General features: G+C 45.1%; 25 protein-coding genes and 1 pseudogene. 24 read left to right on the forward strand and 2 right to left on the reverse strand.

Annotated features, from left to right (window positions below; all coding sequences use genetic code 11):
- Positions 1–62 precede the first annotated feature (62 nt).
- From MHI52_RS14205 to MHI52_RS14240, 8 genes and pseudogenes are all read left to right on the forward strand, one after another.
- Entirely contained in the window at positions 63–1,235 is a 1,173-nt protein-coding gene (locus tag MHI52_RS14205; RefSeq protein ID WP_405159390.1) for a GntR family transcriptional regulator, read from the forward strand.
- 223 nt (positions 1,236–1,458) lie between these two features.
- Positions 1,459–2,760 carry a glycoside hydrolase family 125 protein gene (locus MHI52_RS14210; RefSeq protein ID WP_253508175.1) on the forward strand — a complete coding sequence of 434 codons (1,302 nt, stop codon included), beginning with the start codon at positions 1,459–1,461 and terminating at the stop codon, positions 2,758–2,760.
- 79 nt (positions 2,761–2,839) lie between these two features.
- A complete protein-coding gene (locus MHI52_RS14215; protein WP_127545869.1) occupies positions 2,840–4,219 on the forward strand; it encodes an extracellular solute-binding protein in 1,380 nt (459 codons plus the stop codon).
- Positions 4,220–4,286: 67 nt separating this feature from the next.
- Entirely contained in the window at positions 4,287–5,153 is an 867-nt protein-coding gene (locus MHI52_RS14220) for a carbohydrate ABC transporter permease (RefSeq protein ID WP_101314027.1), read from the forward strand.
- A 22-nt stretch (positions 5,154–5,175) separates the two neighbouring features.
- Complete coding sequence (locus tag MHI52_RS14225; RefSeq protein WP_036608291.1) at positions 5,176–6,000, forward strand: carbohydrate ABC transporter permease; 825 nt, start codon at positions 5,176–5,178, stop codon at positions 5,998–6,000.
- A gap of 18 nt (positions 6,001–6,018) precedes the next feature.
- A complete protein-coding gene (locus MHI52_RS14230) occupies positions 6,019–8,811 on the forward strand; it encodes an alpha-mannosidase (protein ID WP_405159256.1) in 2,793 nt (930 codons plus the stop codon).
- Between the two features lie 206 nt (positions 8,812–9,017).
- Positions 9,018–9,665: a restriction endonuclease gene (locus MHI52_RS14235; protein WP_405159257.1), complete on the forward strand. Its 648-nt coding sequence runs from the start codon at positions 9,018–9,020 to the stop codon at positions 9,663–9,665.
- A gap of 247 nt (positions 9,666–9,912) precedes the next feature.
- A pseudogene (locus MHI52_RS14240) lies at positions 9,913–10,061 on the forward strand (IS256 family transposase); the annotation flags it as partial.
- Between the two features lie 122 nt (positions 10,062–10,183).
- Here the strand turns inward: MHI52_RS14240 and MHI52_RS14245 are convergent.
- Positions 10,184–10,777, reverse strand: a complete 594-nt coding sequence (locus tag MHI52_RS14245; protein WP_340982628.1) for a hypothetical protein — start codon at positions 10,775–10,777, stop codon at positions 10,184–10,186.
- Positions 10,778–10,795: 18 nt separating this feature from the next.
- Complete coding sequence (locus MHI52_RS14250; RefSeq protein ID WP_340982627.1) at positions 10,796–11,380, reverse strand: hypothetical protein; 585 nt, start codon at positions 11,378–11,380, stop codon at positions 10,796–10,798.
- Positions 11,381–11,707: 327 nt separating this feature from the next.
- Here MHI52_RS14250 and MHI52_RS14255 point away from each other — a divergent pair, with 327 nt between their 5' ends.
- The 16 genes from MHI52_RS14255 (at position 11,708) to MHI52_RS14330 (ending at position 26,880) form a co-directional block, all read left to right on the forward strand.
- A complete protein-coding gene (locus tag MHI52_RS14255; protein ID WP_340984826.1) occupies positions 11,708–12,232 on the forward strand; it encodes a DUF5412 family protein in 525 nt (174 codons plus the stop codon).
- A gap of 251 nt (positions 12,233–12,483) precedes the next feature.
- Positions 12,484–12,717, forward strand: coding sequence for a hypothetical protein (locus tag MHI52_RS14260; RefSeq protein ID WP_340982626.1), 234 nt, complete (start codon positions 12,484–12,486; stop codon positions 12,715–12,717).
- Positions 12,718–12,724: 7 nt separating this feature from the next.
- Positions 12,725–13,729, forward strand: coding sequence for a Gfo/Idh/MocA family protein (locus MHI52_RS14265; protein ID WP_405159258.1), 1,005 nt, complete (start codon positions 12,725–12,727; stop codon positions 13,727–13,729).
- Positions 13,730–13,753: 24 nt separating this feature from the next.
- On the forward strand, positions 13,754–14,677 hold the full coding sequence (locus MHI52_RS14270) for a helix-turn-helix domain-containing protein (RefSeq protein ID WP_244988337.1): 924 nt from the start codon (positions 13,754–13,756) through the stop codon (positions 14,675–14,677).
- A gap of 14 nt (positions 14,678–14,691) precedes the next feature.
- Positions 14,692–15,789 (forward strand): Gfo/Idh/MocA family protein, encoded by a 1,098-nt coding sequence (locus MHI52_RS14275; RefSeq protein WP_405159259.1) that lies wholly within the window; start codon positions 14,692–14,694, stop codon positions 15,787–15,789.
- Positions 15,790–15,939: 150 nt separating this feature from the next.
- Complete coding sequence (locus MHI52_RS14280; protein WP_405159260.1) at positions 15,940–16,653, forward strand: glycosyltransferase; 714 nt, start codon at positions 15,940–15,942, stop codon at positions 16,651–16,653.
- A gap of 188 nt (positions 16,654–16,841) precedes the next feature.
- Complete coding sequence (locus tag MHI52_RS14285) at positions 16,842–17,594, forward strand: FadR/GntR family transcriptional regulator (protein ID WP_405159261.1); 753 nt, start codon at positions 16,842–16,844, stop codon at positions 17,592–17,594.
- Positions 17,591–18,802 carry a M20 family metallopeptidase gene (locus MHI52_RS14290; protein ID WP_076317980.1) on the forward strand — a complete coding sequence of 404 codons (1,212 nt, stop codon included), beginning with the start codon at positions 17,591–17,593 and terminating at the stop codon, positions 18,800–18,802. The genes MHI52_RS14285 and MHI52_RS14290 overlap by 4 nt, the downstream gene beginning before the upstream one ends.
- Entirely contained in the window at positions 18,799–20,364 is a 1,566-nt protein-coding gene (locus MHI52_RS14295) for an ABC transporter substrate-binding protein (protein ID WP_405159262.1), read from the forward strand. The genes MHI52_RS14290 and MHI52_RS14295 overlap by 4 nt, the downstream gene beginning before the upstream one ends.
- 102 nt (positions 20,365–20,466) lie before the next feature.
- The gene (locus MHI52_RS14300; RefSeq protein ID WP_339260983.1) at positions 20,467–21,384 is read left to right on the forward strand and encodes an ABC transporter permease; all 918 of its coding nucleotides are present in this window, start codon (positions 20,467–20,469) and stop codon (positions 21,382–21,384) included.
- A gap of 16 nt (positions 21,385–21,400) precedes the next feature.
- Positions 21,401–22,330: an ABC transporter permease gene (locus MHI52_RS14305; RefSeq protein WP_036670788.1), complete on the forward strand. Its 930-nt coding sequence runs from the start codon at positions 21,401–21,403 to the stop codon at positions 22,328–22,330.
- Between the two features lie 21 nt (positions 22,331–22,351).
- Entirely contained in the window at positions 22,352–24,370 is a 2,019-nt protein-coding gene (locus tag MHI52_RS14310) for a S9 family peptidase (RefSeq protein WP_405159263.1), read from the forward strand.
- Positions 24,367–24,855, forward strand: coding sequence for a hypothetical protein (locus MHI52_RS14315; protein WP_405159264.1), 489 nt, complete (start codon positions 24,367–24,369; stop codon positions 24,853–24,855). Before MHI52_RS14310 ends, MHI52_RS14315 begins: the two co-directional genes overlap by 4 nt.
- Positions 24,856–25,018: 163 nt before the next feature.
- Positions 25,019–25,381 (forward strand): Asp23/Gls24 family envelope stress response protein, encoded by a 363-nt coding sequence (locus MHI52_RS14320; protein ID WP_036670792.1) that lies wholly within the window; start codon positions 25,019–25,021, stop codon positions 25,379–25,381.
- A 32-nt stretch (positions 25,382–25,413) separates the two neighbouring features.
- Positions 25,414–26,022, forward strand: coding sequence for an N-acetyltransferase (locus tag MHI52_RS14325; RefSeq protein ID WP_340029587.1), 609 nt, complete (start codon positions 25,414–25,416; stop codon positions 26,020–26,022).
- 252 nt (positions 26,023–26,274) lie between these two features.
- A complete protein-coding gene (locus MHI52_RS14330) occupies positions 26,275–26,880 on the forward strand; it encodes a pentapeptide repeat-containing protein (RefSeq protein WP_341343996.1) in 606 nt (201 codons plus the stop codon).
- Positions 26,881–26,898: the final 18 nt, after the last annotated feature.

Below are 26,898 nucleotides of genomic sequence, written 5' to 3' on the forward strand. Positions count from 1 at the left end.
CATTAATGATATAACATGATATATTAGGATGTAGAACATGAGAAGTATGGGTATTTATGGAGGTGCTTGTATTGGGGAAAGATTCGGCATCCAAGCCGATGTATGAACAGATCTTTGAATCCTTGCGCGAACGGATACAGCTTCATCAATACCAAGTTGGTGAGCGAGTTCCTTCGGAGAAGGAATTATGTGATGAATTCGGAGTGAGCCGGATTACAACTAAAAAAGCGCTTGAGATGCTGGCGAGTGAACAATTAATTGTTCGTCAGCCGGGACGGGGTTCTTTTGTAGCCGACACAGCAGATATGTTACAAGAAAGACCTAACAGACCTGCTCCGCGTGCTTCGGTTAAAGATCCAGAGAAGAAGCTGCTCATTGGTCTGGTCATCACTAACTTCAGTGACATGTATGGTACAGAACTGTTATATGGCATGGAAGAAGCTTCGCGAGAGCATGATTGTTTTCTCGTACTTAGACGTTCCTTCGGGATTCCTGAGCAGGAGGAACAGAGCATTCAGGAACTGCTGGAACTGGGTGTGGATGGATTGGTTATTTTCCCGGCACAGGGTGAATATTTCAGCGATGAGATTTTAAAACTGGTCGTTAATAAATTCCCGTTTGTCCTGATTGACCGGTACTTGAAAGGAATTCCGGCTTCATCTGTCAGTACGGATAATGTAGGCGCGGCGCGAGAAGGGACGAATTATCTGTTCAACCTCGGTCACCGACACATCGCTTTTCTGACGCAGCCTCCGGCGAACACTACACCGATTGAAGAACGAATTGAAGGAATCATTGAGGCTCATCATGATCAAGGGGTGCTGGTGAACAGGGAACTGTGGTTAGAATCTTTTCTTTCGACACTGCCAAGTGTGTTTGATCCTCAAGTCGAGGTCCGTGATGTGGAGACATTGGTGGAACATTTACAGAAATACCCCCAGATTACTGCACTCTTTGCTGCGGAGTATCATATTGCTTTACTTGCAGAACAGGCAGCGGATCGGCTTGGTCTGAGAATCCCGGAAGATATGTCCATCATTTGCTTTGACAGTCCAAATGCTGCCGAAGGAAGCCGTGTAACCCATATGAGACAAAGCCAGTTTGATATGGGAAAACAGGCATTCGAGATGGTGCTTCAAAGTATGCAGAACAACGAAATGACAGTGAACAGAGTTGTTTTACCTGCCCGATTGGTGAAGGGTAAGTCAACGAGTATGGTGAAACAAAAGGGTTAATTATAACAACTTAATATTCATTGTGTTCAATCAGGGGCTTCGTATAAACGAGGCCTCTTTTTGGTGCGGATAAAATGGGGAGAATTGCTTTAAATGGTATATTATTTGGTGTCGTTAAATTAAAACAACATGCTAATATACAAATAAATATATTGACATAACATTATATTCGTTTTAGGATGATGAAAGCGGTTAACAAACTGGATTACATAAGGAGGACAACATGCTGACACCCAGAGATGATCAAGAAATTTCCCCCTCGATATACGACATGATTGATCGGGTTAACAAACGTATGCCGGATTATCCGGAACTCAACCAAATGTTTAAAAATTGTTTTACCAATACGATGGCAACCACAATTCAGCGCAAAGAAGATGGAACAACTTTTGTGATTACGGGAGATATCCCTGCCATGTGGTTACGTGATTCTGCCGCTCAGGTCAGACCTTATCTGGTTCTCGCTTCAGAGGATGAAGATATCGCTGACATGATCGCTGGACTGGTTGAACGTCAACTGAAATATATTCTCCTGGACCCTTATGCAAACGCTTTTAATGAGACGGAGAGTGGAAAAGGACATCAGGAAGACCTGACGCAGATGAATGATTGGATCTGGGAACGGAAGTATGAGATCGACTCACTGGCTTATCCGATTCAGCTCAGTTATCTCTTGTGGAAGAACACGGGAAGAACAACTCAATTCAATGATACGTTCCGTAAAGCAGCCCAGATCATCATGCAGTTATGGCAAGTGGAGCAACATCATGAGACGAAATCACCCTACACGTTCCAACGTCTGGATGCTCCCGAAACCGATACGCTCAGCCGAGAAGGGCGAGGTACTGAAACAGCTTACACAGGCATGACCTGGTCGGGATTCCGTCCCAGTGACGATCGTTGTGAATATGGTTATCTGATTCCTTCCAATATGTTCGCTGTTGTGGCGCTTCGATATCTACAGGAAATTGCTGAAGCTGTGTTCGAGGATGAAACGCTTGCAGCGAATGCTCAGCAGTTGGAGGAACAGATCAACAAAGGTATTCAGGATTATGGCACCGTTGAACATCCGGAATATGGAACCATATATGCGTACGAAACGGATGGGAAAGGCAATCACAAACTGATGGATGATGCCAATGTGCCAAGTCTGCTGTCTTTACCTTATCTCGGATATGTGGAGGAGAACGACGAGGTGTATCAGAATACACGCCGTTTCATTCTTTCCTCGCACAACCCGTATTTTTATGAGGGAACAGCAGCAGCAGGAATCGGGAGTCCGCATACACCGGAAGGGTACATCTGGCATATCGCTTTATCGATGCAGGGGCTGACTACAGAGGATCGCAATGAAAAACTACGATTGCTTCAGCTTATCCATAAGACGGATGCGGATACCGGACTGACCCATGAAGGTTTTTCGGCCAACAACCCACATGAATATACACGTCCTTGGTTTTCATGGTCCAATATGCTATTTAGTGAACTGATTATGGATTATTGCGGATTCCGCGTTCAGAAATAGGATAGGAAAGTAAGATATAACCTGCGAGTATATCATAACGTTCGGAGTTCGTTGAATTCCGACAAGAGGAGAGCGAATCATGAGAAAAATATCATTGAAAATGCCGGTTGCAGCAGTTATGACATCCTTGCTCATTCTTACTACAGCCTGTTCGGGTGGAAGTTCAAGTACAGGCACAACCAGTGATGGCAAGAAGGAAGTAACCGTATCGTTCCGTTCTTCAGGATCTGAAGATACGCTTACGAAGTTTTTCCAATCAGGCTTGGTGGATCAATTTGAGAAAGAAAACCCGGATATCAAAATCAACATTGCGCCTGTACTGGCAAGTGAAGGCGATTATACATCCAAAATGGTTCTGCAAATGAAATCCCCGGATACGGCACCGGATGTCATTGCCGAAGATACATCCATCATCAAATCCGATGCTGCTGCGGGATATCTGGAGCCGCTGGATACACAGGTTCAGGGATGGCCCGATTGGGAAGAACACATCATCGACAACCTGAAGGCAGGGGTTACCGGAGAAGACGGCAAAGTGTACGGCGTTCCGGCTACCTCGGATACACGCGGAATCTGGTACAACAAGGAACTGTTTCAACAGGCAGGACTTGAAGTTCCGTTCAAACCTGCAAGCTGGGCAGAAGTGCTCGAAGCAGCACGTACGATCAAGCAAAAACTGCCGGGTGTGACACCACTTAATATGATCGTGGGCAAAGCAAACGGTGAAGGTGTCACCATGCAAACACTGGAAATGCTGCTCTATGGTACGGCGGACACGCTGTATAACGACACCAGCAAGAAATGGGTCGTGAACAGCCCGGGGCTGCTGGATTCCTTCAAATTCATAGATCAAGTGTTTAACACGGATAAAACAGGTCCAACCATGCAGGTTGCCCTGAATGGACAAGCTGGCAGTATTGCCTTCCAGCAACAGTTCCCGCAAGACAAACTGGCGATGGCTGTAGATGGTAGCTGGGCAGGTTCGACATGGGCCGAGAACGGTGCTGCTCCAATCGCCAACGTTGAAGAAAAAATAGGTTTTGCACCATTCCCAACACAAAATGGGGAAGAACCTGGAGCAACTACGATGTCTGGAGGATGGGCTTGGTCTGTTCCTGCACAAGCGAAGAACAAGGAAGAAGCTTGGAAATTTATCGAGTTTCTGATGAATAAGGAAAATGCGACTGCTCGTGTAGTAGCGGAAGGCAGCCTCAGCCCACGTAATGATTCCACAGAAGTTGAAGGTTATACGGATCGTCCTTATACCAAAGAAGCACAGGAACTCTTGAATGTGGCCCACTTCCGTCCAGCGAACGATCAATATGCAGCGGTATCCGCACAATTGCAAAGCATTGTTGAGAGTATTGCCTCTGGCAAGCTGACGCCGGAAGAGGGAGTTACACAATTGAAGGACAACGTATCCCGTTCCCTTGGCGCGGACAGCATCGAAGAGAAATAAGGATATCGATATATTCGGAGGGGGAGGCACAATCTCCCCTTTTTCCGGTTCGAATGGAGAGTGACTTATGAAAAGGAAAGCACCAGGCTCATTTCTGTTTCTAATGCCTTCCGTACTATTATTACTTGTGTTTTTCATTGTTCCCATCATTCTGACGATCTGTTTTGCCTTTACGAATATGGCTCTGACCGGTGCGGCAGCCAAGAGTTTGGAGTTTGTCGGATTCCAGAATTTCATTAATATGTTTCATGATCCGGACTTCCGGATTAGTGTCTGGCGCACGCTGGTTTTTCTCATCTTCTCCGCAGTGATTGGTCAGGTGTTGCTTGGGTTCATTCTGGCCCTTCTAATGAAAGAGAAAAATGTGACGTTCCGCCGGGTCATCGGGATCATCGTCATTGCCGGTTGGGTAACACCTGAGATTGTTGTGGCATTCTGTATGGTCGCCTTTTTCAGTGACAATGGTTCATTGAATCAGATCCTCGGCTGGTTTGGAGCGAATCCAGTCTCCTGGTTGTTCAGTTTCCCTATGGTGAGTGTAATTATCGCAAATATCTGGCACGGCACAGCCTTTTCGATGATGGTCTATCAGTCGGCACTGGATGATATCCCGAAGGAAGTTGAAGAAGCTGCGATTATTGACAGTGCCACCGGGTTCCAGATTGTCAGACACATTACGATTCCAATGGTAAAAGGGTCCATCGTGACCAACATGATGTTGGTTACTCTACAGACACTGGGTGTTTTCACGCTGATCTATACGATGACCGGTGGTGGCCCGGGTACTTCGACACAAACCTTGCCGATCTTCATGTACAATCAGGCCTTTGTGAACTATCAGTTTGGATACGGCACAGCCATATCTCTGGTTCTGTTGTTCATCGGTATTGTCGCCAGCCTGTTCTACATGCGATCCATGAAAGTGAAAGTGTAACCATGAAGGAGGTTCGATCCCTATGGTCAAACATGGGCTTCAACGCAAAATCCAGTACGGGATTCTAGTTTTTCTAGGGCTCTGTTTTTTATTGCCGCTGCTCTGGATCATTCTGGCTTCATTTGACCCGAACGCGCAACAGGGTATCAAAATGCCCAGTACCTGGACCATTCAAAATTTCAAGGATGTACTCGGGGATTCGAGCAATCTTCGTTCATTCGGTGTAGGCCTGATTCTGTCGGGAGGGCAAGCGATATTGGTTGTACTGGTATCTGTTCTTGCTGCTTATCCTTTATCCCGTTATGAGATGAGATTCAAAAAAAGCTTCCTGTTATCGATTCTGTTCATGACAGCTCTTCCGATTACTGCCGTGATGGTTCCGGTATTTCAAATGTTTCTGTTCTTCAAAATGCAAAATAGCATCATTGCCACGATGCTGTTCCTGACTGCATCCTCACTTCCTTACGGCATCTGGATGATGAAAAACTTCATGGATTCGGTGCCAATCGATTTGGAAGAATCGGCATGGATTGACGGAGCGTCCGTGTGGAGTAGTTTGAGACGAATCGTGGCGCCATTGATGTTGCCTGGTATTGCAACGATAGCGATATTTACGTTTTCGGGAAGTTGGGGCAACTTCTTCGTGCCATACATCCTGCTCCAGACACCGGAGAAACTTCCGGCATCGGTCACGATTTATCAATTTTTCGGCAGCCACGGTATGGTTGAATACGGCAGGTTGGCTGCATTTTCACTACTTTATACAATGCCTTCGGTTGTGCTATATATCTTCTCCCAGCGTTACATGTCCAAGGGCTTCAGCATGGGCGGGGCAACTAAAGGTTAATGACAGGAGGTACGCAAAATGACAACCAAAAAGACGGCACATCTCATCTCGCATACCCATTGGGACCGCGAATGGTATATGCCTTATGAACACCATCATGTACTGCTCATTGAGCTGATGGATAAACTGCTGGACACGCTTGATCAGGACCCGGAATATCGCTATTTCCATCTGGATGGGCAGACGATTATTCGTGAAGATTATTTGCAGGTTCGGCCCGAACAGCAGGAGAGGCTCGACCGTTATATTCGTGAAGGACGCATTCATTTTGGTCCATGGTATGTGTTACAGGATGAGTTTCTGACCAGCAGCGAGGCCAACTTGCGTAATCTGCTCATCGGTCATCGTGATGCTCGACCCTTGGGTGTGGTATCCAAGACGGGATACTTCCCAGACTCGTTTGGAAATATGGGACAAGCACCGCAGATTCTGCAACAGGCGGACATTCATAACGCGATCTTCGGGCGCGGGGTAAAGCCTACCGGATTCAATAATGCTGTGGTTGATGCAGACAGTTATGAATCTCCCTATTCCGAGATGATCTGGCGTTCGCCGGATGGTTCGGAAGTGCTCGGCATTTTGTTCGCGAATTGGTACTGCAATGGGATGGAGGTTCCGGTTGATCCGGGGAAAGCCCGAGTATATTGGGATAAAAATCTGGAGGATGCCGAGAAGTTTGCCTCGACTCCACATCTGTTGTTCATGAATGGTTGTGATCACCAGCCGATCCAGACGGATCTGCCCGAGGCTTTACGTACGGCGGCTGCGTTGTATCCTGATGTAGAATTTATCCACTCCAATTTTGACGATTACATTGAGGCGGTTACGAAGGAAGTGCCTGAACATCTGGCGACCATTGAGGGCGAGCTTCGCAGTCAGCACACGGATGGTTGGGGAACACTGGTGAATACGGCATCTGCCAGGGTTTATCTGAAACAGTTGAATCAGCAGGGGCAGATGTTGCTTGAAAAAGTAGCCGAACCACTCGCCGCCATGGCCCATATAGCTGGGGTAAAGGATTATCCGCACCATCTGTTGACACATGCATGGAAGATGCTGATGCAGAACCACCCGCATGATAGCATCTGCGGATGCAGTGTGGATGAGGTTCACCGTGAGATGGTGACCCGCTTTGCCAAGAGCAGACAGCTTGCAGAGAAATTGGTTTCCCAGAGTGCGCAGGCGATTGCTGAGTCCATTCATGTGCAACCTGCTGAGGCTTGGGGAGAGGAAGCGGTGCCGTTCACTGTGTTCAACACGAGTGGTTGGAATCGAAATGGAATCATTGAGATGGACCTGATTGTGGACAAAGCATTTTTCCCGGAAGGTCCTAACCCTCAGGCGCTTGCGCAGAAGGTGGAGAAAGATGCACTGCCAGTGTATCAGCTGGTCGATTCGGATGGACGCACATACTCGGCAGAAATCAAGGATCTGGGTGCGCATTTCGGCTATGAACTTCCGAAGGATCGTTTCCGACAGCCTTATATGGCTCGTAAAGTAAGAGTGACTTTCCAGGCGGTGGATGTACCTTCGCTGGGATATAAGACATATGCTCTCATTCCAGTAGAGAAGCAAGCAGAGATTGCTGAAGTGCCCGATATGAGCGAACTCATCCAGGTTCAGGGAATGAAGATGGAGAACGGTCATTTGCGGGTGACCGTTGAAGAGAATGGTACGGCTACAATTGAAGATAAGGTCTCCGGTGCTGTATACAGGGGATTGAATTCATATGAAAATACCGGCGATATCGGCAATGAATATGTCTATCGTCAACCCGAGGGAGAGACAACGCTGACCACGGAGCATCTGAAGGCAGACCTGCGGATTGTGGAGCAGTCTCCGTATCGGGCAGTTATGGAAAGTGTATTACGCTGGGATATTCCTGCTGGAGCAGATGAACTGTTCGAGCTGGAGAAGCGCCAAATGGTTCCTTTTACAGAACGGAAGGCACAGCGAGTCAAGAACACTGTTCCGTTGGTGATTACGACAACGTATACGTTGGAAGCGGGTAGTAATATGGTCAAGGTAAAATCTGACTTTAACAATCAGGCCAAGGATCATCGACTGCGCGCACTCTTTCCATCCGGACTGGTGACAGAGGATCATTATGCAGATTCCATCTTTGAAATTGCCAAACGTTCCAATACACCGGCCAAAGAATGGGTGAATCCGAGTAATGCGCAGCATCAGCAAGCGTTTGTACATGTGACCGATGGTGATCATGGCTTGATGATTGCAAACAAAGGGCTGAATGAGTACGAGATTTTACAGCATGAAGAGGGCAGTACGATTGCGGTTACGCTGCTGCGTGCCTCTTCGGAACTGGGAGATTGGGGTGTGTTTGAAACACCAGAAGCCCAATGTCTGGGACCTCAGAGTGTGGAATATGCTATTATTCCATTTGCGGGCGATGCGGCACAGTCAGGTGCATGTGCATCCGCATACGTGTATCCGATTCCGTGGACGACTGTACAGCTAGGGGCACTTGCGTATACATTTGAGCGAGAAAGTCATGCCGGTGCCGATGGGAAAAAGGTTGAACTGCCTCTGTCGAAGCAATGGCTGGCATGGAATGCACAAGGTTCGTCACTAGCCTTCTCCACATTGAAGATCGCAGAGGAAACCGGAGATTTGATTGCTCGCTGGTATAATCTAAACTCCGAACCCGTTGAGTTGAACGTGCAAACTGGATTCGAAACTGCCTCCGTTTATGAGAGCGATGTGCTGGAACGGGTTAAGGGCAAGTTGGAGGGGCATAGCCAGACGGTATCGGGGTACAAGATTGTTACACAAGGGTATACGTTACGTTGAGTTGATTATTGAACATCATAACTATAGAAACCTCCTGTTCACGGTAGCGTGGACAGGGGGTTTTTGTTAGTCAAACATTGTCTTATTGAAGGCTATAGTAACTTTATTGCACGGTACAAGTTCTTTTTATCCAATAAAATAATTAATTTCCAATATAGAAAAATGTGGTATTATTGTGCTAGTTTGTTGTAATGGAGGTAGACCTAATGATCTATATTTTATTTGTATTCATCGTTGTAGTGATTATTACACTTAGCCTTTGGGTTCTGAGTTTAGTACGTAAACAAAAGAAATCAGTGCTGCTTTTTGAGGAGAATTACGACTTAAAAGCCATTACTATCGCAGATATAGACAGGATGGAGGATGGCTCTGGCTTCGAGATGTACTTGTACAGATTGTTAATTGAGTTGGGTTATTCAGGGGTCTATAAAACGTTAGGAAGTCGCGATTTTGGTGCTGACGTAGTTTTCACTGATCGGGAAGGTGATAGAAATGTCATTCAAGCAAAACGATACTCAACAGAGTATCCAGTTGGCATCAGCGCTGTACAAGAGGTGTTTTCTTGCATGAGATATTATAAGGCTAAGAAAGCAATCGTAATTACTTCATCCCACTTCACAGAGTCGTGTGAGACATTAGCAGGTATTAACTTTGTAAAGTTGATTGATCGAACTGACTTAATTCATGTGATTGAGGCTTTTAGAGACGGTGATATGATTGAGGCGCGTGATATTATTGAAGCGGAACCGAGGATGATCCTTGAATCCTGGTCGGAAGCGAATAACAATACGCTACATGAGGTTCGAAAAGATTACAAGGCAGAAAAGTATGTGAAAAAAGTGATGAGTAAGTGAACATACATATTATTTAATAGAAAAATGATTTATTCCGTTGACTGTTCATACATAACTTAAGTGGAGAGAGAGTCTGTAAAATATATTGTGTAAACTCTCAAACCCATTAAAATGGAAGTAAGAGAAAGGTTGGGAGAACACTTGGGAATTTGGACAAAACAACAATTGCGGGAATTTATTTTTGAGAACAATCTGGTCTCTGCACAAGATGCACAAAATGTCTTAAAAAACCTATTCGCAGAGACGATTTCCGACAGACGAAGCCTTGCTAAAGATGCTCTACCTGGCAACGATTGACGTCACTCGGAAATGGACAGGACGTGTCCAAAACTGGGGGCAAATGCTGCTCCAACTTTCCGTCTTTTCCCAGATAGGGTCGGTCTACACTTGCGGTAAATTCGCTATCCCCCCGGGGGAATCTATGACTAAAAGAGTTTACACAAAATTATTGACAGACCCCCAGTCTTTCATACAAAAAAGACTCCTTTTAATTAGAAAGGAAGCCTTTTTTTTGTTGATTAATTTAAATCATATTTATCGAGTATTGAGTCAAAAAGTTTTTGGTAGAGTGTTTTTTCTTGAGTAGTGAATGTTCTCATTGCGTCACTGTTGCTTTCCAGGCTGAATTTTCCCATGCTTCCGTTTATTAAACCGTAATCCCCAAAAGTGTTTTGAGCCAGGAAAATAATATTATTATCACCTTTCTCTAGCTCGGTGTAGCCATCAGCCGTAAATTTTTTATCTTCTCTTAAACTTAAAGGTTCTAGAATAGTTATTTCCTTCGAGTTTTCTGGGAAATCGTCAGGTTTTTTTATGATCTGATCAATAATAATATCTGTCTTAGTGTAGAAATCTTGAAGAGCACCGTCTTCATAACTGCTGATTATATGTTCTCTGTTTTCAAAGTCATCTTTAGCGTATCCCACAATGATTAGATCTGAGAACTGGTCCAGCCTATCTACATCTTCAAAAGTAAGTGAATTAGTTGAAATATCAATTACTTCATTGATTTGCATTTGTTCTTTTTCTTGAAGAAAATAGTACAAACCTGTCGATATAATAAATAAACTTAAAATTGATAAACCTATTATGAGAGATCGAGATTTAAACATAAGATACCTCCCTAAAAATTAATTGCCACGCTTTAATCTGATTTCAGTTATGTCATAGGTTGTAGGGCCGATATTTTGAATACCAGATCTCATAATCGAATTTGCACCATCTGATGGAGTGTGATCAAGACCAATAGAATGCCCAATCTCATGACCTGCATTCGAGATTACCTCGTCTGTTTTAAAGTCGGCGCGCTCCATGTTATTATAATATATTGATACGTTACTAAAAGCCCAAGTATCACTGTGATTTGCTTCAACATAGCCACCTGAACTAGATAATTTATAAGGAGTGTAGTAACCAAAACGGTAAGGTATGCTGGTTACACCAACATAGTATTTATCAGGAGTCCCACTTGATGAGAGTACTCTTTTTAAATTAACTTTGCTTGATGTTTCATTCCACCTAAATCGAGCTTCATCAAATGCTGAAACATATCCATAAGAAGAAACTGAATCTGAGTACCATACATCATTGATGGCGGTGGATCTGCCTCCAGAATATCGAACCGCGTTAGCATCCGTTTGTAGTAAACCTAGACTCAAAGGAACAACGAAAAACCCTAAAAGAACTATTTTTTTAAACGTTTTAGAAATTCTCATCAGTTTAGGCACCTTCCTATGTAATATTGATTTAGCCCTAAAAAAGTATTTATAGATTTAACACCAGCACCTCCTTAGTTCATTTATACCAAATTAGGGAATAATTAAACTATAAGTGGAAATGATAGCGAATTCAATAGACAACTTTGGTAGCACTATAAAACAAGACTTTTACATAGACAAACAGGAGTCTGCAATTAAGCATCTCCTTTAGGGATTACTTGATTTTCTCATAAAATAACATATAAATAAGTCATCATTTTAAATAACCCTGTTACTATACGATTGATAATTTAAAATAGAGGGGGTTCAATTTTAGTGAAAAAAATGAGCTGGATTGCTTTGATTTTAGTCCTGATTTTGTACTTTGTTTCGATGTACTCACTATATTCTCATATGAATAATAAATGGCTAGTTAGTCCTCCCAACTATGTAATTCTAATTCTTTCTATTTTAGTATTAGCTATAGCTATACTTGGTTTCAAAGAAAATTTGAACAAGTCTACGAAGGTAAGAAGTTGGATCTCAACGGTTCTATCCTTAGCATTGATCTTCATCCTTTTGGGTGCTTTGTCATTTACATCGATATTTTCTGGGTACAAACAATTACTTACGACTACACATTCACCAGATAAGCACTATACTATAAGTTTCTATAAAACTGACGCTGGAGCCATGGGATCGTTTGGAGTTATGGGGGAATTAAAAGGCCCACTTTGGTTTAAAAGAGTATTTTATTATGAGGGAAAGACGGATCAGGTAGACTTGGAATGGGTTGATAACCATACAATTTCAATTAATGATCAAAAAGTTAATTTATTAAATGGTGAAACTGTACGCCGTAGCCCTTAATTTTATAAGATTTTTTTCTTAACTGATAGCTAAAGTGAAATTCCTTTACGGAGTTTCGCTTTTTTTTGCGTTTCGAGAAAAAGATGGATAGAAGAGAAAGTGATCATCATCAAAAATCCTTTGAGGTTTTATATGAATGAGTAGAAGAAGTTAAACATGTCGTGATTTTATACATTTATTGTCGTGAGTTTCTATTAAAAATAGATTAAGTCTGTGATAACTTATAGATAAATGTCAGAATATTATATAAGATGAATGTAACATTTACACGCAAACGAAGAGTGCAGAACCAATCTGTAGAAGCGAAGCGTTCACCTAAAAGCTTTCTGAAAGAAAGCTACATCGGAAGCATACGCTATCCCCGGATTTTCTCCATTAAGAAAGGATTCAAAAAATACGGGGATAACAGTGATCGTAAGATGGTACTGCAATCGGAGTGGCTGAGTGTAAATTTTACAGATTCACCTTATATCCTATGGAGGTAAGACAACAGTGACCATTCGAATTGGAAAAATTAGCTTGTGGCATGTTCACGCATGGGATTACATCAAGCAGGCACAGGAACATGAGGATACAGTCATCGCCGCTGTGTGGGATGAAGATGCAAAGCGCGGACAGGAAGCGGCTGAACGCTTAAACGTACCATTCTATGCTTCACTCGAAGATATGCTGGCCAAGGATGACATCGATGCCGTTATTGTAGATGCGCCAACTCGCATCCATGAAGATGTGATCACCGCTGCTGCAAAAGCAGGTAAACACATTTTCACGGAGAAAGTTATTGCCTCGACACAGGCGGAATCCAATAGAATCTTTAATGAGGTAAAGGCAAACAACGTCAAGATGACAGTATCCTTACCTCGACTGAATGCAGGGTATACGTTAACGATTCAGGATGTCCTTAACCAGGGATTACTTGGTAAAGTAACTTATGTTAGAGCGCGTTTATCACATGATGGAGCGATTTCCAACTGGTTACCTGAACACTTCTATGATCTGAAGGACTGTCAGGGCGGTGCGCTGATTGATCTGGGTTGCCATCCAATGTATCTCGCCAAACTGTTTCTGGGTCAGGAAGTAACAGCGGTTAATGCGAACTTTGGATATATTACAGGCAAAGAAGTGGAAGATAATGCCGTTGCAACCTTGTTTACGGATTCTGGAGCAGTCGGCGTTGTTGAAGCTGGTTTTGTGAACAGCCATTCTCCATTTACGATTGAGGTTCACGGTACGGAAGGTACACTTCTGTATGGAACACCTGATGAAAAGTTATTGATTCGCACGAAAGCAGCAGAGGGACAATATGATGACTGGACTGAACTTCCTTTGGTAGACCAAAGAGAAAGCGCATTCAATCAATGGGTTGCACATATACAGAATGATACGGATGCAACTGAAAACGTGCAGATCGCTATGGAGCTGACCCGTTTGATGGAAGCAGCGAATCTCTCTGCCAAAGAAGGGCGCAGAATCACTCTGAATGAGTTGAAGGGTTAGGTTTACTTAAGGAGGTGTGCAATCTTGAGCCTGTATCCTTATGAGAAAATGCTTGAACGGCAGGATCTCCTGGAGAGACTGGATATTTCAATGGTTTGGGGACATTATGAGATTCGCGTGATGCGATTTCATCTGACTTCTTTTCCAGCGGGCCGAGTTGTGGATTTCCATAATCATGCAGAGTTTGAGTTTCATTTTATCCCGAGAGGTAAAGGCAAAGTTATTCTGGATGATCAGACACATGCACTCTCGGAAGGTATGCTGTATTTGACTGGACCAGGTGTCGTTCATTATCAGGAGGCTGATGCCAAAGAGGACATGGATGAACTATGTCTTCATGTGGATATCGTTCACAAGCCAAGGGAACATGTCGATCCCTGGGAAGCAGCAGAATCCGAGGAAACGATGGAAAAGCTGAGAACGCTTCCGCTTACTCCGGTGAATGATTATCATCGGGCGATGCATTGTTTTTTGGAAGCTTATGAGGCCTGTGATCAGAAATTGTTAGGTTATTATACATCGATCAAGCAACTGGTTATCAGCATATTACTCAAAACCGTGCGAGCATACGACACCGGGGGGAATCGACCGGAAGCCCCTGTGCGGGATATGTCGGTGTATCGCTATGAGTATGCAGTGCAGTATATGGAGGCGAATCACCCTACCGTGGTCACGCTGGAGCATGTAGCTGAGAAACTTCATATTAGCAGCAGACAATTGCAGCGAATCTTCTACCAAGTACAGCCGGAGATGCCGTTCAGCCGTGTACTGGAGGATATTCGTCTGCGCGCCGTGTGCCGCAATCTGGAGGAAAGTAACGTATCCATTGAACAGATCGCACTTGCTTCAGGATTCAATAATGCCAACTATTTGCATGCTGTATTTCGCAAACGTCTGGGGATGACCCCGTCGGCTTTTCGTAAAATGAAACAACCAATACTTAAGTGAGGGTGAATATATATATGAGTAAAGCATATCGTATCGGAATTATTGGCTGTGGTGGAATCGCGAATGGTAAACATCTGCCGAGTCTGAGTAAACTGGATAATGTTGAACTGGTGGCTTTCTGTGATATCGTTCAGGAACGTGCGGATGAAGCCAAACAGAAATATGGCACTACTGAAGCCGAAGTCTACACGGATTATCAGGAATTGCTTAAGGATGAGTCTTTGGACATTGTACATGTACTTACCCCGAATATTTCTCATGCCGAGATTTCTATTGCTGCCCTGGAAGCGGGGAAACATGTCATGTGTGAGAAGCCAATGGCGAAGACATCTGCTGAAGCACAGCTCATGCTGGAAGCGGCAGAACGTACCGGTAAAAAACTGACTATCGGATACAACAACCGTTTCAGAGAAGACAGTCAGTATTTGAAGAAGGTCTGCGAAGCGGGTGACCTGGGTAATATTTATTTTGCCAAAGCACATGCAATTAGACGTAGAGCAGTACCAACATGGGGTGTTTTCCTGGATGAGGAGAAACAAGGTGGCGGTCCATTGATTGACATTGGTACGCACGCACTTGATCTGACGCTCTGGATGATGGATAACTATCAACCAAAAGTTGTGCTGGGTACGACCTATCATGAGCTTTCACAACGTGAAAATGCGGCCAATGCCTGGGGCCCGTGGGACCCAAAACAATTCTCCGTAGAAGACTCGGCCTTTGGCATGATTGTAATGGAGAATGGGGCAACGATTATGCTGGAATCCAGTTGGGCACTGAACTCACTGGATGTGGATGAGGCGAAATGTAGCTTGAGCGGTAGCGAAGCGGGTGCGGATATGAAGAACGGACTGCGCATCAATGGTGAGAAATTCAGCCGTCTATACACCAATGAGATTGAACTGAGTGCAGGCGGGGTAGCTTTCTACGATGGTAAGAGCGAGAGCGCACCGGATGTTGAGATGAGAAAGTGGATTGAAGCGATTGAGAACGATCAAGAGCCAGTCGTTACACCGAAACAAGCGCTGGTTGTATCTCAAATCCTGGAAGCGCTCTATGAATCTGCTCGCACAGGTAAGGCTGTGTACTTGAATAACGGTAGCGAAGCATAGAAAAGGCTTAAAACAATAGATTACAAAACCCTTTGTCCTGTTATTTGGGGCAGAGGGTTTTTGGTGTTTTAGATACTAGCTATTGGTCCATACCAGACTCTGTTTCGGCACATATGATGAGAGAAAAATGAGCTGAAAAGAGGGTATGTCTTGACTAAACACAAAATGGGTCATGGTGTTTCCATTGTTGTATGTACCAATCGGCCGCAATTTTTTGATAACATCCTGCAAAATTACAGTCGGCAGCGTTATAAAAGCAAAGAGCTGATCATTGTCCTGAATCATGACAGTATGAATCTGGCATTATACCAAAACCGGGTTCGAAATCTTGACAATGTTCATGTATATCAAGTTCCGGAGAGCATTTCCCTAGGACAAAGCCTGAACGCTGGCATGACAAGGGCACGCTTTTCGTTGATTGCCAAATTTGATGATGATGACTACTATTCGCCGTATTATTTAACAGAGCAGGTGAGAGAACTTAGACGGACCAAAAGTGATATTGTGGGTAAACATTCGTGCCTGGTCTATTTGGGCGCATCCAAGACATTGTTGGTCAGATCTCCAGCTGAAAAAAATAAACCGGTTGAATTTGTACAAGGGGGTACTATTTTATTCAAAAGAGAGATCTTGAAAAAAGTCCGCTTCACGGACCGTTCCATAGGGGAAGATGTGACCTTCCTGAGACAATGCAGGAAAAGAGGGTTCAAAGCGTATGCAACCTCTCCTTACAATTATGTCTATCACCGCAGACAGAACAAAAAGAGTCATACCTGGAGAGCGGATGACAGCTTTTACCTGAGGGGAAGCAAAAAACTTGCGGTTACAGAGGATTTCAGACCCTTTGCCAATAAGAAGTTATAGAGGAGAATAACGAAAGCGAAGATGCATCTGCTGCGTGTAGATGCGTCTTTTTTGTGCCAAAATGCTTCAATTTGGAGGTGGTTAGAAAAAAAATATGAATTTACTTGAAAAAAAGTATTGCATATAAGTTTAGTCGGAATTATATTAATGGTATAAGGTCTAGACCATATACAGATCGGAGTGTTTAGATGTCCAGTACGTTTTCATTTCGTTTTGAGAAAGTATCTACCAAAAAGGTTAGTGAATTCATTAGGGAACAACTGGAAGAAGCCATTATTTTGAAAGAATTAATGAGTGAAGAACAGCTTCCAGCCGAGCGAGATCTGGCAGAGATTTTTAACGTAAGCCGGATTACTGTTCGCGAGGCACTCTCTTCACTGGAAGAGAAAGGCTTGATAGAGAAAAGGGTGGGTGCCAAAGGCGGAACATTTGTACTGCCTCTGACAGCCAATTCGCATAAACGGACCAGAGAAGAAATTAAACGGGATTGGTCACAGATGCTGAAGGTGTTCGAATATCGAACCATCATCGAGCCAGAGGGAGCTTTTCTCGCTGCTGAGCGGATCACCGCAGGCGAACTGGAGTTGCTTGAGGGTTACATGGAGCAAAGTATAGAGCCAGACTGCACAAGGGAATGGTTCAGGGCGCTGGATGTGAAATTTCATCTAACCATCGCCAAGGCTTCGGGGAATCCATACTGCGAGAGAGCCGTCAGACAGATCCGGACGAAAATTAATCCGGCGCTTGACTTGATGCCTTATGATGACCGGATACGTACCGTCAACCACGGTGTACATATGGAGATTCTTGAAGCATTGAAAGCCCATGATAGCACTAAGTCTAAGGAGACGATGAAAAGGCATATCGAATTCTCAGCGGATGCAATCTATGCCCGTTTGGTTTCTGAATCGGACAAAAATGAAGGGAATGACAGCAAATGAATCGTTCAGAACTAATACAGCTGGCTCAGCCACTACAAGCCCAGTTAAGTGCTTGGCGCAGAGATTTACATGAGCATCCGGAGATCGGTTATGAGGAGCATCGCACATCTGCTATCGTAGCTGAGCATCTGGAAAGCCTGGGGTTGGAAGTTACACGCAATGTCGGACAGACCGGGGTTACAGGCCTGCTTCGCGGAGAGACCGACGGACCAACCTTTGCTTTGCGCGCAGACATGGATGCCTTGCCAATCCAGGATCAGAAAGCGGTGGAATACCGTTCGCAAGTAGAAGGCAAAGCGCATCTGTGTGGGCATGACGCTCACACCTCCATCCTGATGGGAGCCGCCCAACTGCTTACTGGTCTTGGAAGACCGAAGTCAGGCAACATCAAATTTATTTTCCAGCCAGCAGAAGAGGGACTTGCAGGTGCAAGAGCCATGATCCAGGACGGCGTTCTGGAGAATCCAAAGGTTGATGCCATCGCAGGATTACACATGACACCTGGACAGGACACGGGAACCTTGGGCGTAAGTCAGGGCGTTGCTTTTGCATCAGCTGATCCCTTGATTATCAAGGTGTTTGGCAAGGGTGGGCACGCAGCTCGTCCGCATGAGGGTATTGATGCGATCGCGGTATCCGCTCAGGTCATCACCGCATTGCAAAATATCGTCAGTCGGATGGTTGATCCACTTGAACCGGCAGTAGTCACGATTGGCAAAATCACGGGAGGTTATATGGGAACAGCCATCGCCCCCGAAGTGGAGATGATCGGTACGGTTCGTACACTCTCACCTGCCATTCGTGAGCGGATGCCAGCTTTGATCGAGCAGGTTGTTAAAGGGGTCTGTGATTCTTTTGGAGCTGGATGCGAAGTTGTCTACGGCGATGGATACCCTGTTGTCGTGAATGATCTCGGCATGGTTGACCTGCTAACAGAGACTTGTGATCAGGTTAATGCGGAGAAGGGATGGACTTATATCAAACCTTCTACAGGGGGCGAGGATTTCGCGTTTTATTGTGAACAGGTTCCGGGTGTGTTTTTCAGACTAGGATCTGGGAATGATGAGGAACGTACTCGCTATCCACTCCACCATCCCATGTTTGATCTTGATGAGACAGCGATGCCTTATGGTGTGGGCATGTTGTCCGCAGTAGCACTTGAATTTTTGGCACGGAATACAACTTCTGAGGGGGAGCAATCACAATGAAAAAAAGACAATGGACAGGCTTGTGGATCACGTTACTGGCAGTCGTAATGGTACTCAGCGCTTGCGGAGGAAAATCGACAAGCACAAATGATGGTTCCGCAACAGAAGGAACGGGCAGTGGAAGCGCAAGTACAACACTGACCGTTGCTGCGGTAACCGATATTGAGAGTTTTGATCCGCACAACAACAACAATACTTCCAGTGAGGCGGTTCTGGTCAACGTTTTTGATTATCTGATCAAAAATGACAGTGAACAGAAAAAAGTTGCGGGACTTGCGACATCATGGGATCAAGTCGATGATACAACGTGGAGATTTAAGCTGCGTGAAGGTGTTACCTTCCATAATGGCGATCCATTCACTTCAGCAGATGTAAAATACACGCTGGAGCGCGTAGCCAAGGACGAGACACTGAAACAAAACAGTTATTTCAAAAATATCGTAGAAGTTAAAGTGGTGGATGACTATACCGTAGATATCATCACAGATGGTCCAGATCCGTTGCTCCTGAATCGTCTGTCCAAAATGGGAGCAGGCATTCTGCCAGCAAAATATATTGCAGATAAAGGATTCGATGCTTTCCTGAAACAACCAGTAGGCACAGGCCCTTATAAGTTCAGTAAATGGACCAAAGATGATCGTGTGGAACTGGTAAAAAACGAGAACTACTTTGACGGTGAACCAAAATGGAATGAAGTGGTATTCCGCGTTATTCCTGAAGCCTCCACACGTGTATCCGAATTGCTTGCTGGTGGTGTAGATGTGGCGTCTTCCATTCCCTCCACTGACATTGCCCGGATCGAAGGCGAAGCAGATAAGAAGATTGTCAAAGCGCCAATCCAGCGTGTGCTTCAGTTGATATTCCGTCAGACAGAAGGTAGCATCACAGCTGATCCGAAAGTACGTGAAGCGATTGACCTGGCTATCGACAAACAAGGGATCGTGGACAGCATTGCCGGCGGAGCAGGTATCGTAACCCGCACATCCGTAACACCAGGCAACTTCGGTGCTGATCCTTCATTGTACAAAACATCACTTTATGATCAAGCAAAAGCCAAACAGTTGCTGCAAGAAGCTGGCTATGCGGAAGGTGAAGCCGAGATGACTATCTCCGTTTCCGCACAATACAAAGAACAGGCTGAAGTTGTTGCAGCAATGCTGGAACAAGCCGGATTCAAAATCAATCTGGATGTCCTGGAAGCAAGTGCATTCAGTGAACGTTACAGCTCCAAATCATTCAAAGAAATCTTCATGATTGGTATTGGTAACTCCTTGTTCGATGCTTCGAATAACTACAATCGTTATATGTTGGAAGAAGCAAAAGGCGAGTCGGATTACAACAACCCTGAAGTAGAGAAACTGCTTCAATCGGCATTGGTGAACATGGACCCTGCGTCTCGTGAGAAAGAGTATCAGCAAGTACAACAGATCTTCTCTGAAGAACGCCCAGCCGTATATCTGTACCAAATGGAAGGTGTCTACGGAACAAATGCTAAAGTGAACTTCGCGCCACGCAGTGACGAGATGTTCTATGCTGACGAGATTACACCTGTTGCACAGTAACATCGGGTATAACAACCGGTCATTGAAAAGATAGGCCGTGAACGGCAGGGACTGGATAACCATGTTCCTGCCGTTCTTTTTTAAAAGGGAGGTGAACAAGGAATGGGCAAATACGTACTTAAGTCACTACTGCAGATCATTCCGGTGCTGTTCATTGTTTCATTAATTGTGTTCATTTTGGTTCGAGTCACCGGTGATCCGGTTGCGCTAATGTTGCCTGAAACGGCTACCGCTGAAGATCGTGCTGTCTTGACGCAGGCACTTGGTTTGGACCAGCCTTTATATACGCAATACGTGAAGTTTCTGGGCAGTGCGATACAGGGAGACTTTGGTCAATCTTTTCGCTACAATCAGCCTGCGTTAGAGCTTGTGCTGGAGAGATTGCCTGCCAGCTTTGAACTGGCTGTAGCCGCCATGTTTTTTGCTGTACTTATGGCTGTGCCACTTGGAGTCATTTCAGCTGTCAAACGCAATACGTTTACCGATCTCATTATTTCAGGAATATCCGTCATTGGTAAGGCGATGCCAAACTTCTGGATGGGGATTATGCTTATCCTCTTGTTCTCCGTCATGCTGGGCGTATTGCCGGTATCTGGTCGCGGAGGATTGTCACATCTGATCTTGCCGGCCTTTACACTTGGTGTTGGACTGGCTGCGCAGATGACCCGACTGATTCGCTCCAGCATGCTGGAGATTCTCAACCAGGACTATATTCGAACAGCTCGCAGCAAGGGGCTTGGCCGGATAGTTGTCATTGTAAAACATGCATTTCGGAACGGATTGATTCCGGTCGTGACAATTATGAGTTTGCAGTTTACAAGTCTGATCGGGGGCACTTTGATTACGGAAACGGTATTCTCCTGGCCTGGACTGGGTCAGTTGCTGGTCGTTGCAGTCAACACACATGATATGGCGATTGTACAGGCAGCGGTGTTTGTCATTGCCTTTATCGTTGTAGTAATCAACATCTTGACGGATGTAGCTTACAGGCTACTTGATCCGCGCATCAAATACGACTAGAAGGAGGTGCAATCATATGACAGGCAGCAATGAAATGCCAATTCCGGGTACAGAACAGGAACAAGACAATGGGCGTGCACCAACGGGATTTCGTTATATCTGGCAACAACTGATCATCAGCAAGACCGGAATGTTTGGTGCTGTGCTTGTATTGTTGGTTGTGTTAATTGCCATAGGTGCACCTCTATTGACGAGTCATGATCCGGCAGCGGTGAATCCGCTGGGCCGACTTAAACCACCAGCATGGCTTGAGGGCGGAACGGCCGAATACTGGCTGGGCACCGATAATCTCGGCAGAGACATGTGGAGTCGAATTGTATATGGTGCCCGAGTTTCCTTAATCGTGGGGATGGGTGCCGTGATTGTGTCAGGAATTATTGGCGCGATTCTGGGGCTGGTATCCGGATTCTACGGGAAATGGCTGGATGCTGTTATCATGCGTGTAGGTGATGCATTCATGGCGATTCCAACCATTCTGTTCATGCTTGTTGTGATGGCAATTGTTGGCCCGGGTATTACAACGTTGATCTTTGTCATCGGGGTGACGAACTGGGTTCCATTCACCCGTGTGGTAAGAAGTGAGGTTCTTAGTATCAAAGAGCGTGATTTTGTTCATGCGGCCAGATCGATTGGCGCGAAGAATGGAAGATTGATTCTGAAACACATTCTGCCGAATATCCTTTCATCTTTTATCGTCATCTGCGGTATGAATGTCGGCACAACGATTATTATGGAAGCTTCACTCAGTTTCCTGGGCCTGGGTATCAAACCACCTGATGTATCCTGGGGAGGGATGCTCAGTGATGGCAGACAATACGTTGCTACAAGCTGGTGGGTCGCTACATTCCCGGGACTAGCGATCACATTTACCGTACTCGGTGTTATTTTCCTTGGAGATTGGCTGCGTGATGTGCTTGATCCACGTACGGAGACAACCCATAAATAAACGGAGAAGGGAGCCATCATTATGAATCAAAGACCAATTATGCCGGAGGATCTGAGTCACTACCGTTGGATAAGTCAGCCGGTGATCAGTCCTAACGGACAAGTGGCTTATGTGGAACAGACCATAGATCAGGATAAAAACGAATATAATACACAAATTCGAGGGATTTCGCTCGATGGTGATGAAGATATTGCACTTTCGGATGGAACAAAAGATTCCTCACCTGCTTGGTCGCCGGATGGCACACAGCTCACATTCATTCGCTCAGTGGATGGTGGCAAAGGACTATGGACGCTCCATTCAGATCAAAAAGAGCCGGTCATGCTGATATCTCCCGCACGTAAAATATTGAGTTATATCTGGTCGCCGAACGGGCAGTACATTGCGTTTACCAGCAAAGTACAACCGGAGGACCAACAGAAGAAAGCAGACGTCCAACAGGAGTCTGTACCTGAGCTGCGAGGTAAAGTCTTCGAGCGTACAACGCCGAAGGCGGAAGGGGCTGGCTGGTGGGACGGTCAATACAGCCAGTTGTTTGTATATGAGATCAAAAGCGGGGAGATCACACAGGTGACTTCCGGGCTATGGAATATCAGCGCTCCGGCATGGTCGCCAGATAGCCAGCAGCTTTCTTTCATTTCGAAGCAAGTAGAGGACGAGGAACTTGATGCGGATCTGCTTTACTTTACCGATGTATACAGCATTCGATTGGGAGAAAGTGATCTGTTCAAAGTGACGGATTCCAGTCTGGCGATAAGCCAATTCTCCTATTCGTCCGACGGGCAGCAGCTGATCCTGATCGCCAGTGATCGTGAGTATGGAAGCGGGAGCCACAACAGCTTATACGCTGTTCCCGTTCATCGAGGTATACCCAGGCCAATCGCACCTCAATTAGATATGCAGATTGGTAACGCGGCGCTTGGAGATATGAAGTCGGCAGGTGCGTCACCTTCTCCTATCTCGGATGCCCATCATCCGGAACGCGGTGTATATGTACTCGGAACACATAACGGGAATGTGGACGTGTACCGTATTCAAGAAGATGGGGCGTGTCAATCCGTTACGGGCGCTGGTGAAAAGGATGTGTATCAGTATACCTTAACGTCAGATGGTACGTCGCTGGTTATCGCTGCGTTGACGGATGAACACCCTGGAGAGTTATATCGCGTGGATATCGACAGTGGTGAAATGTTCAGACTCACCCGGCGAAATGATGAATTCTTGGCTGAATTAGCTGTTAATGTGCCTCTACGTGTAGAGTTTAAGTCTTCCGATGGATGGCCGCTTCAAGGTTGGTTAGCCACACCGGCAATACGTGACACCAATGGGAAACTGCCACTGATTTTGCAGATTCATGGTGGACCCCACGCGATGTATACGGGTACATACAGTCATGAAATGCAGACACTCGTTGCGCAAGGGTACGCTGTTCTGTGGATCAATCCTCGCGGAAGTATGGGATACGGTCAGGAGTTTGCCAGAGCTTGCCGTGGTGACTTTGCCGGAGGGGATTACCGGGATCTGATGGAAGCTGTTGATTATGCCTTGGCTACATATGATTTCCTTGATGCATCACGTCTGGGTGTAGCGGGTGGCAGTTATGGCGGAGTGATGACCAACTGGATTGTAGCGCATACCCACCGTTTCAAGGCGGCTGTAACCCAGCGTTGTATCTCCAACTGGTTGTCCATGTATGGAACGAGTGATATCGGAATTTCCTATGTTGAGGGAGTCATTAGTGGTAATCCGGCGGAAAACGCTGAATTCCTGTGGTCTCGCTCACCTCTTGCCCATGCACATCACATTGAGACGCCACTTCTGATCATGCACGGAGAGCAGGACTATCGGACACCGATTGCACAAGCGGAGGAATTATATACTACGCTAAAACGTTACGGCAAAAAGACCAAACTGATTCGTTACCCGGGTTCCAACCACAGTTTACTCAAAAGCGGTAAACCTTCATTACGTATCGATAGCTTCGAACAGGTGAATGCCTGGTTCAATCAGTACCTGGGGAATGAGGAGGGCGAGCGATGAGTCGGACTCAGCTGTCCATTCCTGTAGGGCTTCTTGTAGAGAATGTTCTGACAAGTGGGGTGCCGGGAGACGTGATTATTGAATGGTTACAACGTCGAGACTTTTCCCGGTTGTTGCCTCTGGTTAAGGAATCCGCGATGGATTTTGATGAAAGACTACAGACAGCAGTTGATATCGGAGACGATTGGGAAAAGGCGATACGTCAGGGTTATGAGTTCAAGTTTTTGCATATTAACGGGTTGAAACGATTGCTCGATTTCCGGTTTGACCGTAAGGTGGATCGGGATTACGTTCAAGATGAGTTGTCTCTGAAGCATATTGAACTGACCGCAGAAGAGATTGAACTGCTACAATCGTTAATTGGCAGGCAGTGGATCGTGCAAGCAGAAGAAGTAGAGGCAGCAGCAGAAGGCAGAACAGAGAGCAGAACAGAGAGCCAGTCATCCTCTCACATTCCTGTCCGTATTCAATTGAAATTCCCATAGTATGACTAGAAGAAGCCGCGATGATCGCGGTTTTTTTGCTATGTACAGGTAGAAATGAGGATGACTGAATTCAAAAGTTGAAATCGGACTCTGTATGATTTATATTTATATTAAATGATATTATTATCTATCAAAAATGCAGGTATAAAGAGGGGGACCTAGGATGTCCATTCAAAATGTTTTGGGAAAAATTCAAATATCGGATGATGTGATCTCCAAAATTGTCGGCAAGATCGCAAATACTACCAGTGAGATTTCCTCCATGTCGACAGGACTTATAGAAGGGGTCACCAAAAAGTGGAGCGGGAAAAGTCTACAAAATGGCATAGATATCCGCAAGGTAGAATCAAGACTGGAGATAAACGTAAAGGTTGTCGTTTGTTATGGAACAAAAGTGCATGAAGTCTGCAGGGAATTGCAAAACAATGTGAGATTACATGTGGAACAGCTGACCGGATTAACCATTGATACGGTGAATGTGATCGTTGAGGGGTTATCATTCAACCAACCTGCTACGAGGTTTTAGTCCAATTTCAGCTACCTAGAGGAGTGACAGCGATGAATAAGATTTCCATAACAAAAGCCAGTCCACAATCATTAGTCGGCGGGCAACTAAATCAGATGGCACTTGAATATATGGCCTATTCGCTTGCAGGTACCAAGGACAAAGGCATTATAGAGAAAACATTTAACAAGTTATGGCGTTCAAATCAGAACCGATTCAGTCACCAATATGCTTATGAAGCTAAAATGGGTAACCAAACGCTGGGCATGATCATGTGTTATCCGACCACTATAATGAACAAACTTGCTTTGCCAACGTTCTCCAAACTGTTTGAACTTCGTAAATGGAGCCTGATTAAGTATAATCTCCAACATTGGAAAGAGTTCTACTCCATGGTAACATTAAAAGAAGCGGAGAACGACGAGTACCACATCGGAACATTGGCTACGTTGCCTGAAAGCAGAGGACTTGGTGTAGGGACACAGCTCATTCATTTTGCCGAGGAGCAAGCTATAACACAAGGTCTGTCCAAATCCTCACTTACGGTTAAAAAGGAAAACCTACTAGCTATTAAACTCTACGAGCGTTTGGGATACCAGAGAGTAGGAGAAATCAATAAACCTTCGTTATTCCTGTACAGGATGTCCAAAAAACTGGTGTAATGTTTTCTGATAGGAATAGAACAAGCAGCTAACTGGAGAGTTTCATATATATAAGCCCACATTGGAACAGTTAAAAGTGTGAGCTGGAGGGGCGCTTTATGCGTTCCTTTTTTAGTTTTCAGATTTTTCTCATAAAAAAAGTAACTTGACTTTTGTGGGTGTTTAAGCAGGTACTTGACAGGGGTGTGGTATAGTATAAAAAGTTCTTTTAATGAAGAAAGACGGAGAAATATACAATGTGGGGTGTAACCAGTGTATCAATATAAGGATCAGGAATATGAAGCAGTACACTTTGAGGGACGTGATCTGCGCTATGGAGAACTCATAAGCTGTGTTTTCAAGCAGTGTACATTTATGAACGCTTCTATGGAAGAAATCGAAACGAGTAACTGTCGTTTTATCGAGTGTGACTTCAAAGGGGCTTCCATGAATGGTTCGATTCATACGGAATCGGCTTTTGAAAACTGCACCTTCTTTGGTGCGAATCTCTTTGCTTCCAAATTCAGCTCCTGCAAGATGACAGGCTCAGACTTTTCAGGTGCGCAAATGGATGGCATCACACTAAGTCACGGCGATTGGTCCTATACAAATCTGAGACATACACGTTTGGGGAAACAGGATCTGCGAGGAATTCGTTTCTTTGAGGCTGACTTTACGGACACGGATTTCACCAAAGCGGATTTGAGAGACTGTGATCTTACCCGAGTTGTATTAAGCAGAGCCAAGCTTCAAGGGGCAGATCTAAGAGGGGCTAACCTGGAAGGAATTGATCTGAAATCACTGGATATCAAAGGTGTACGTTTGGATCGCGAACAAGCCGTTCTGTTTGTACGCTCGTATGGTGCGAAAGTAGACTAAGTTGAGTTGAACATACAC

Source organism: Paenibacillus sp. FSL H8-0283 (assembly GCF_045040675.1).
In the GTDB taxonomy this organism is placed as follows: Bacteria; Bacillota; Bacilli; order Paenibacillales; family Paenibacillaceae; genus Paenibacillus; species Paenibacillus amylolyticus.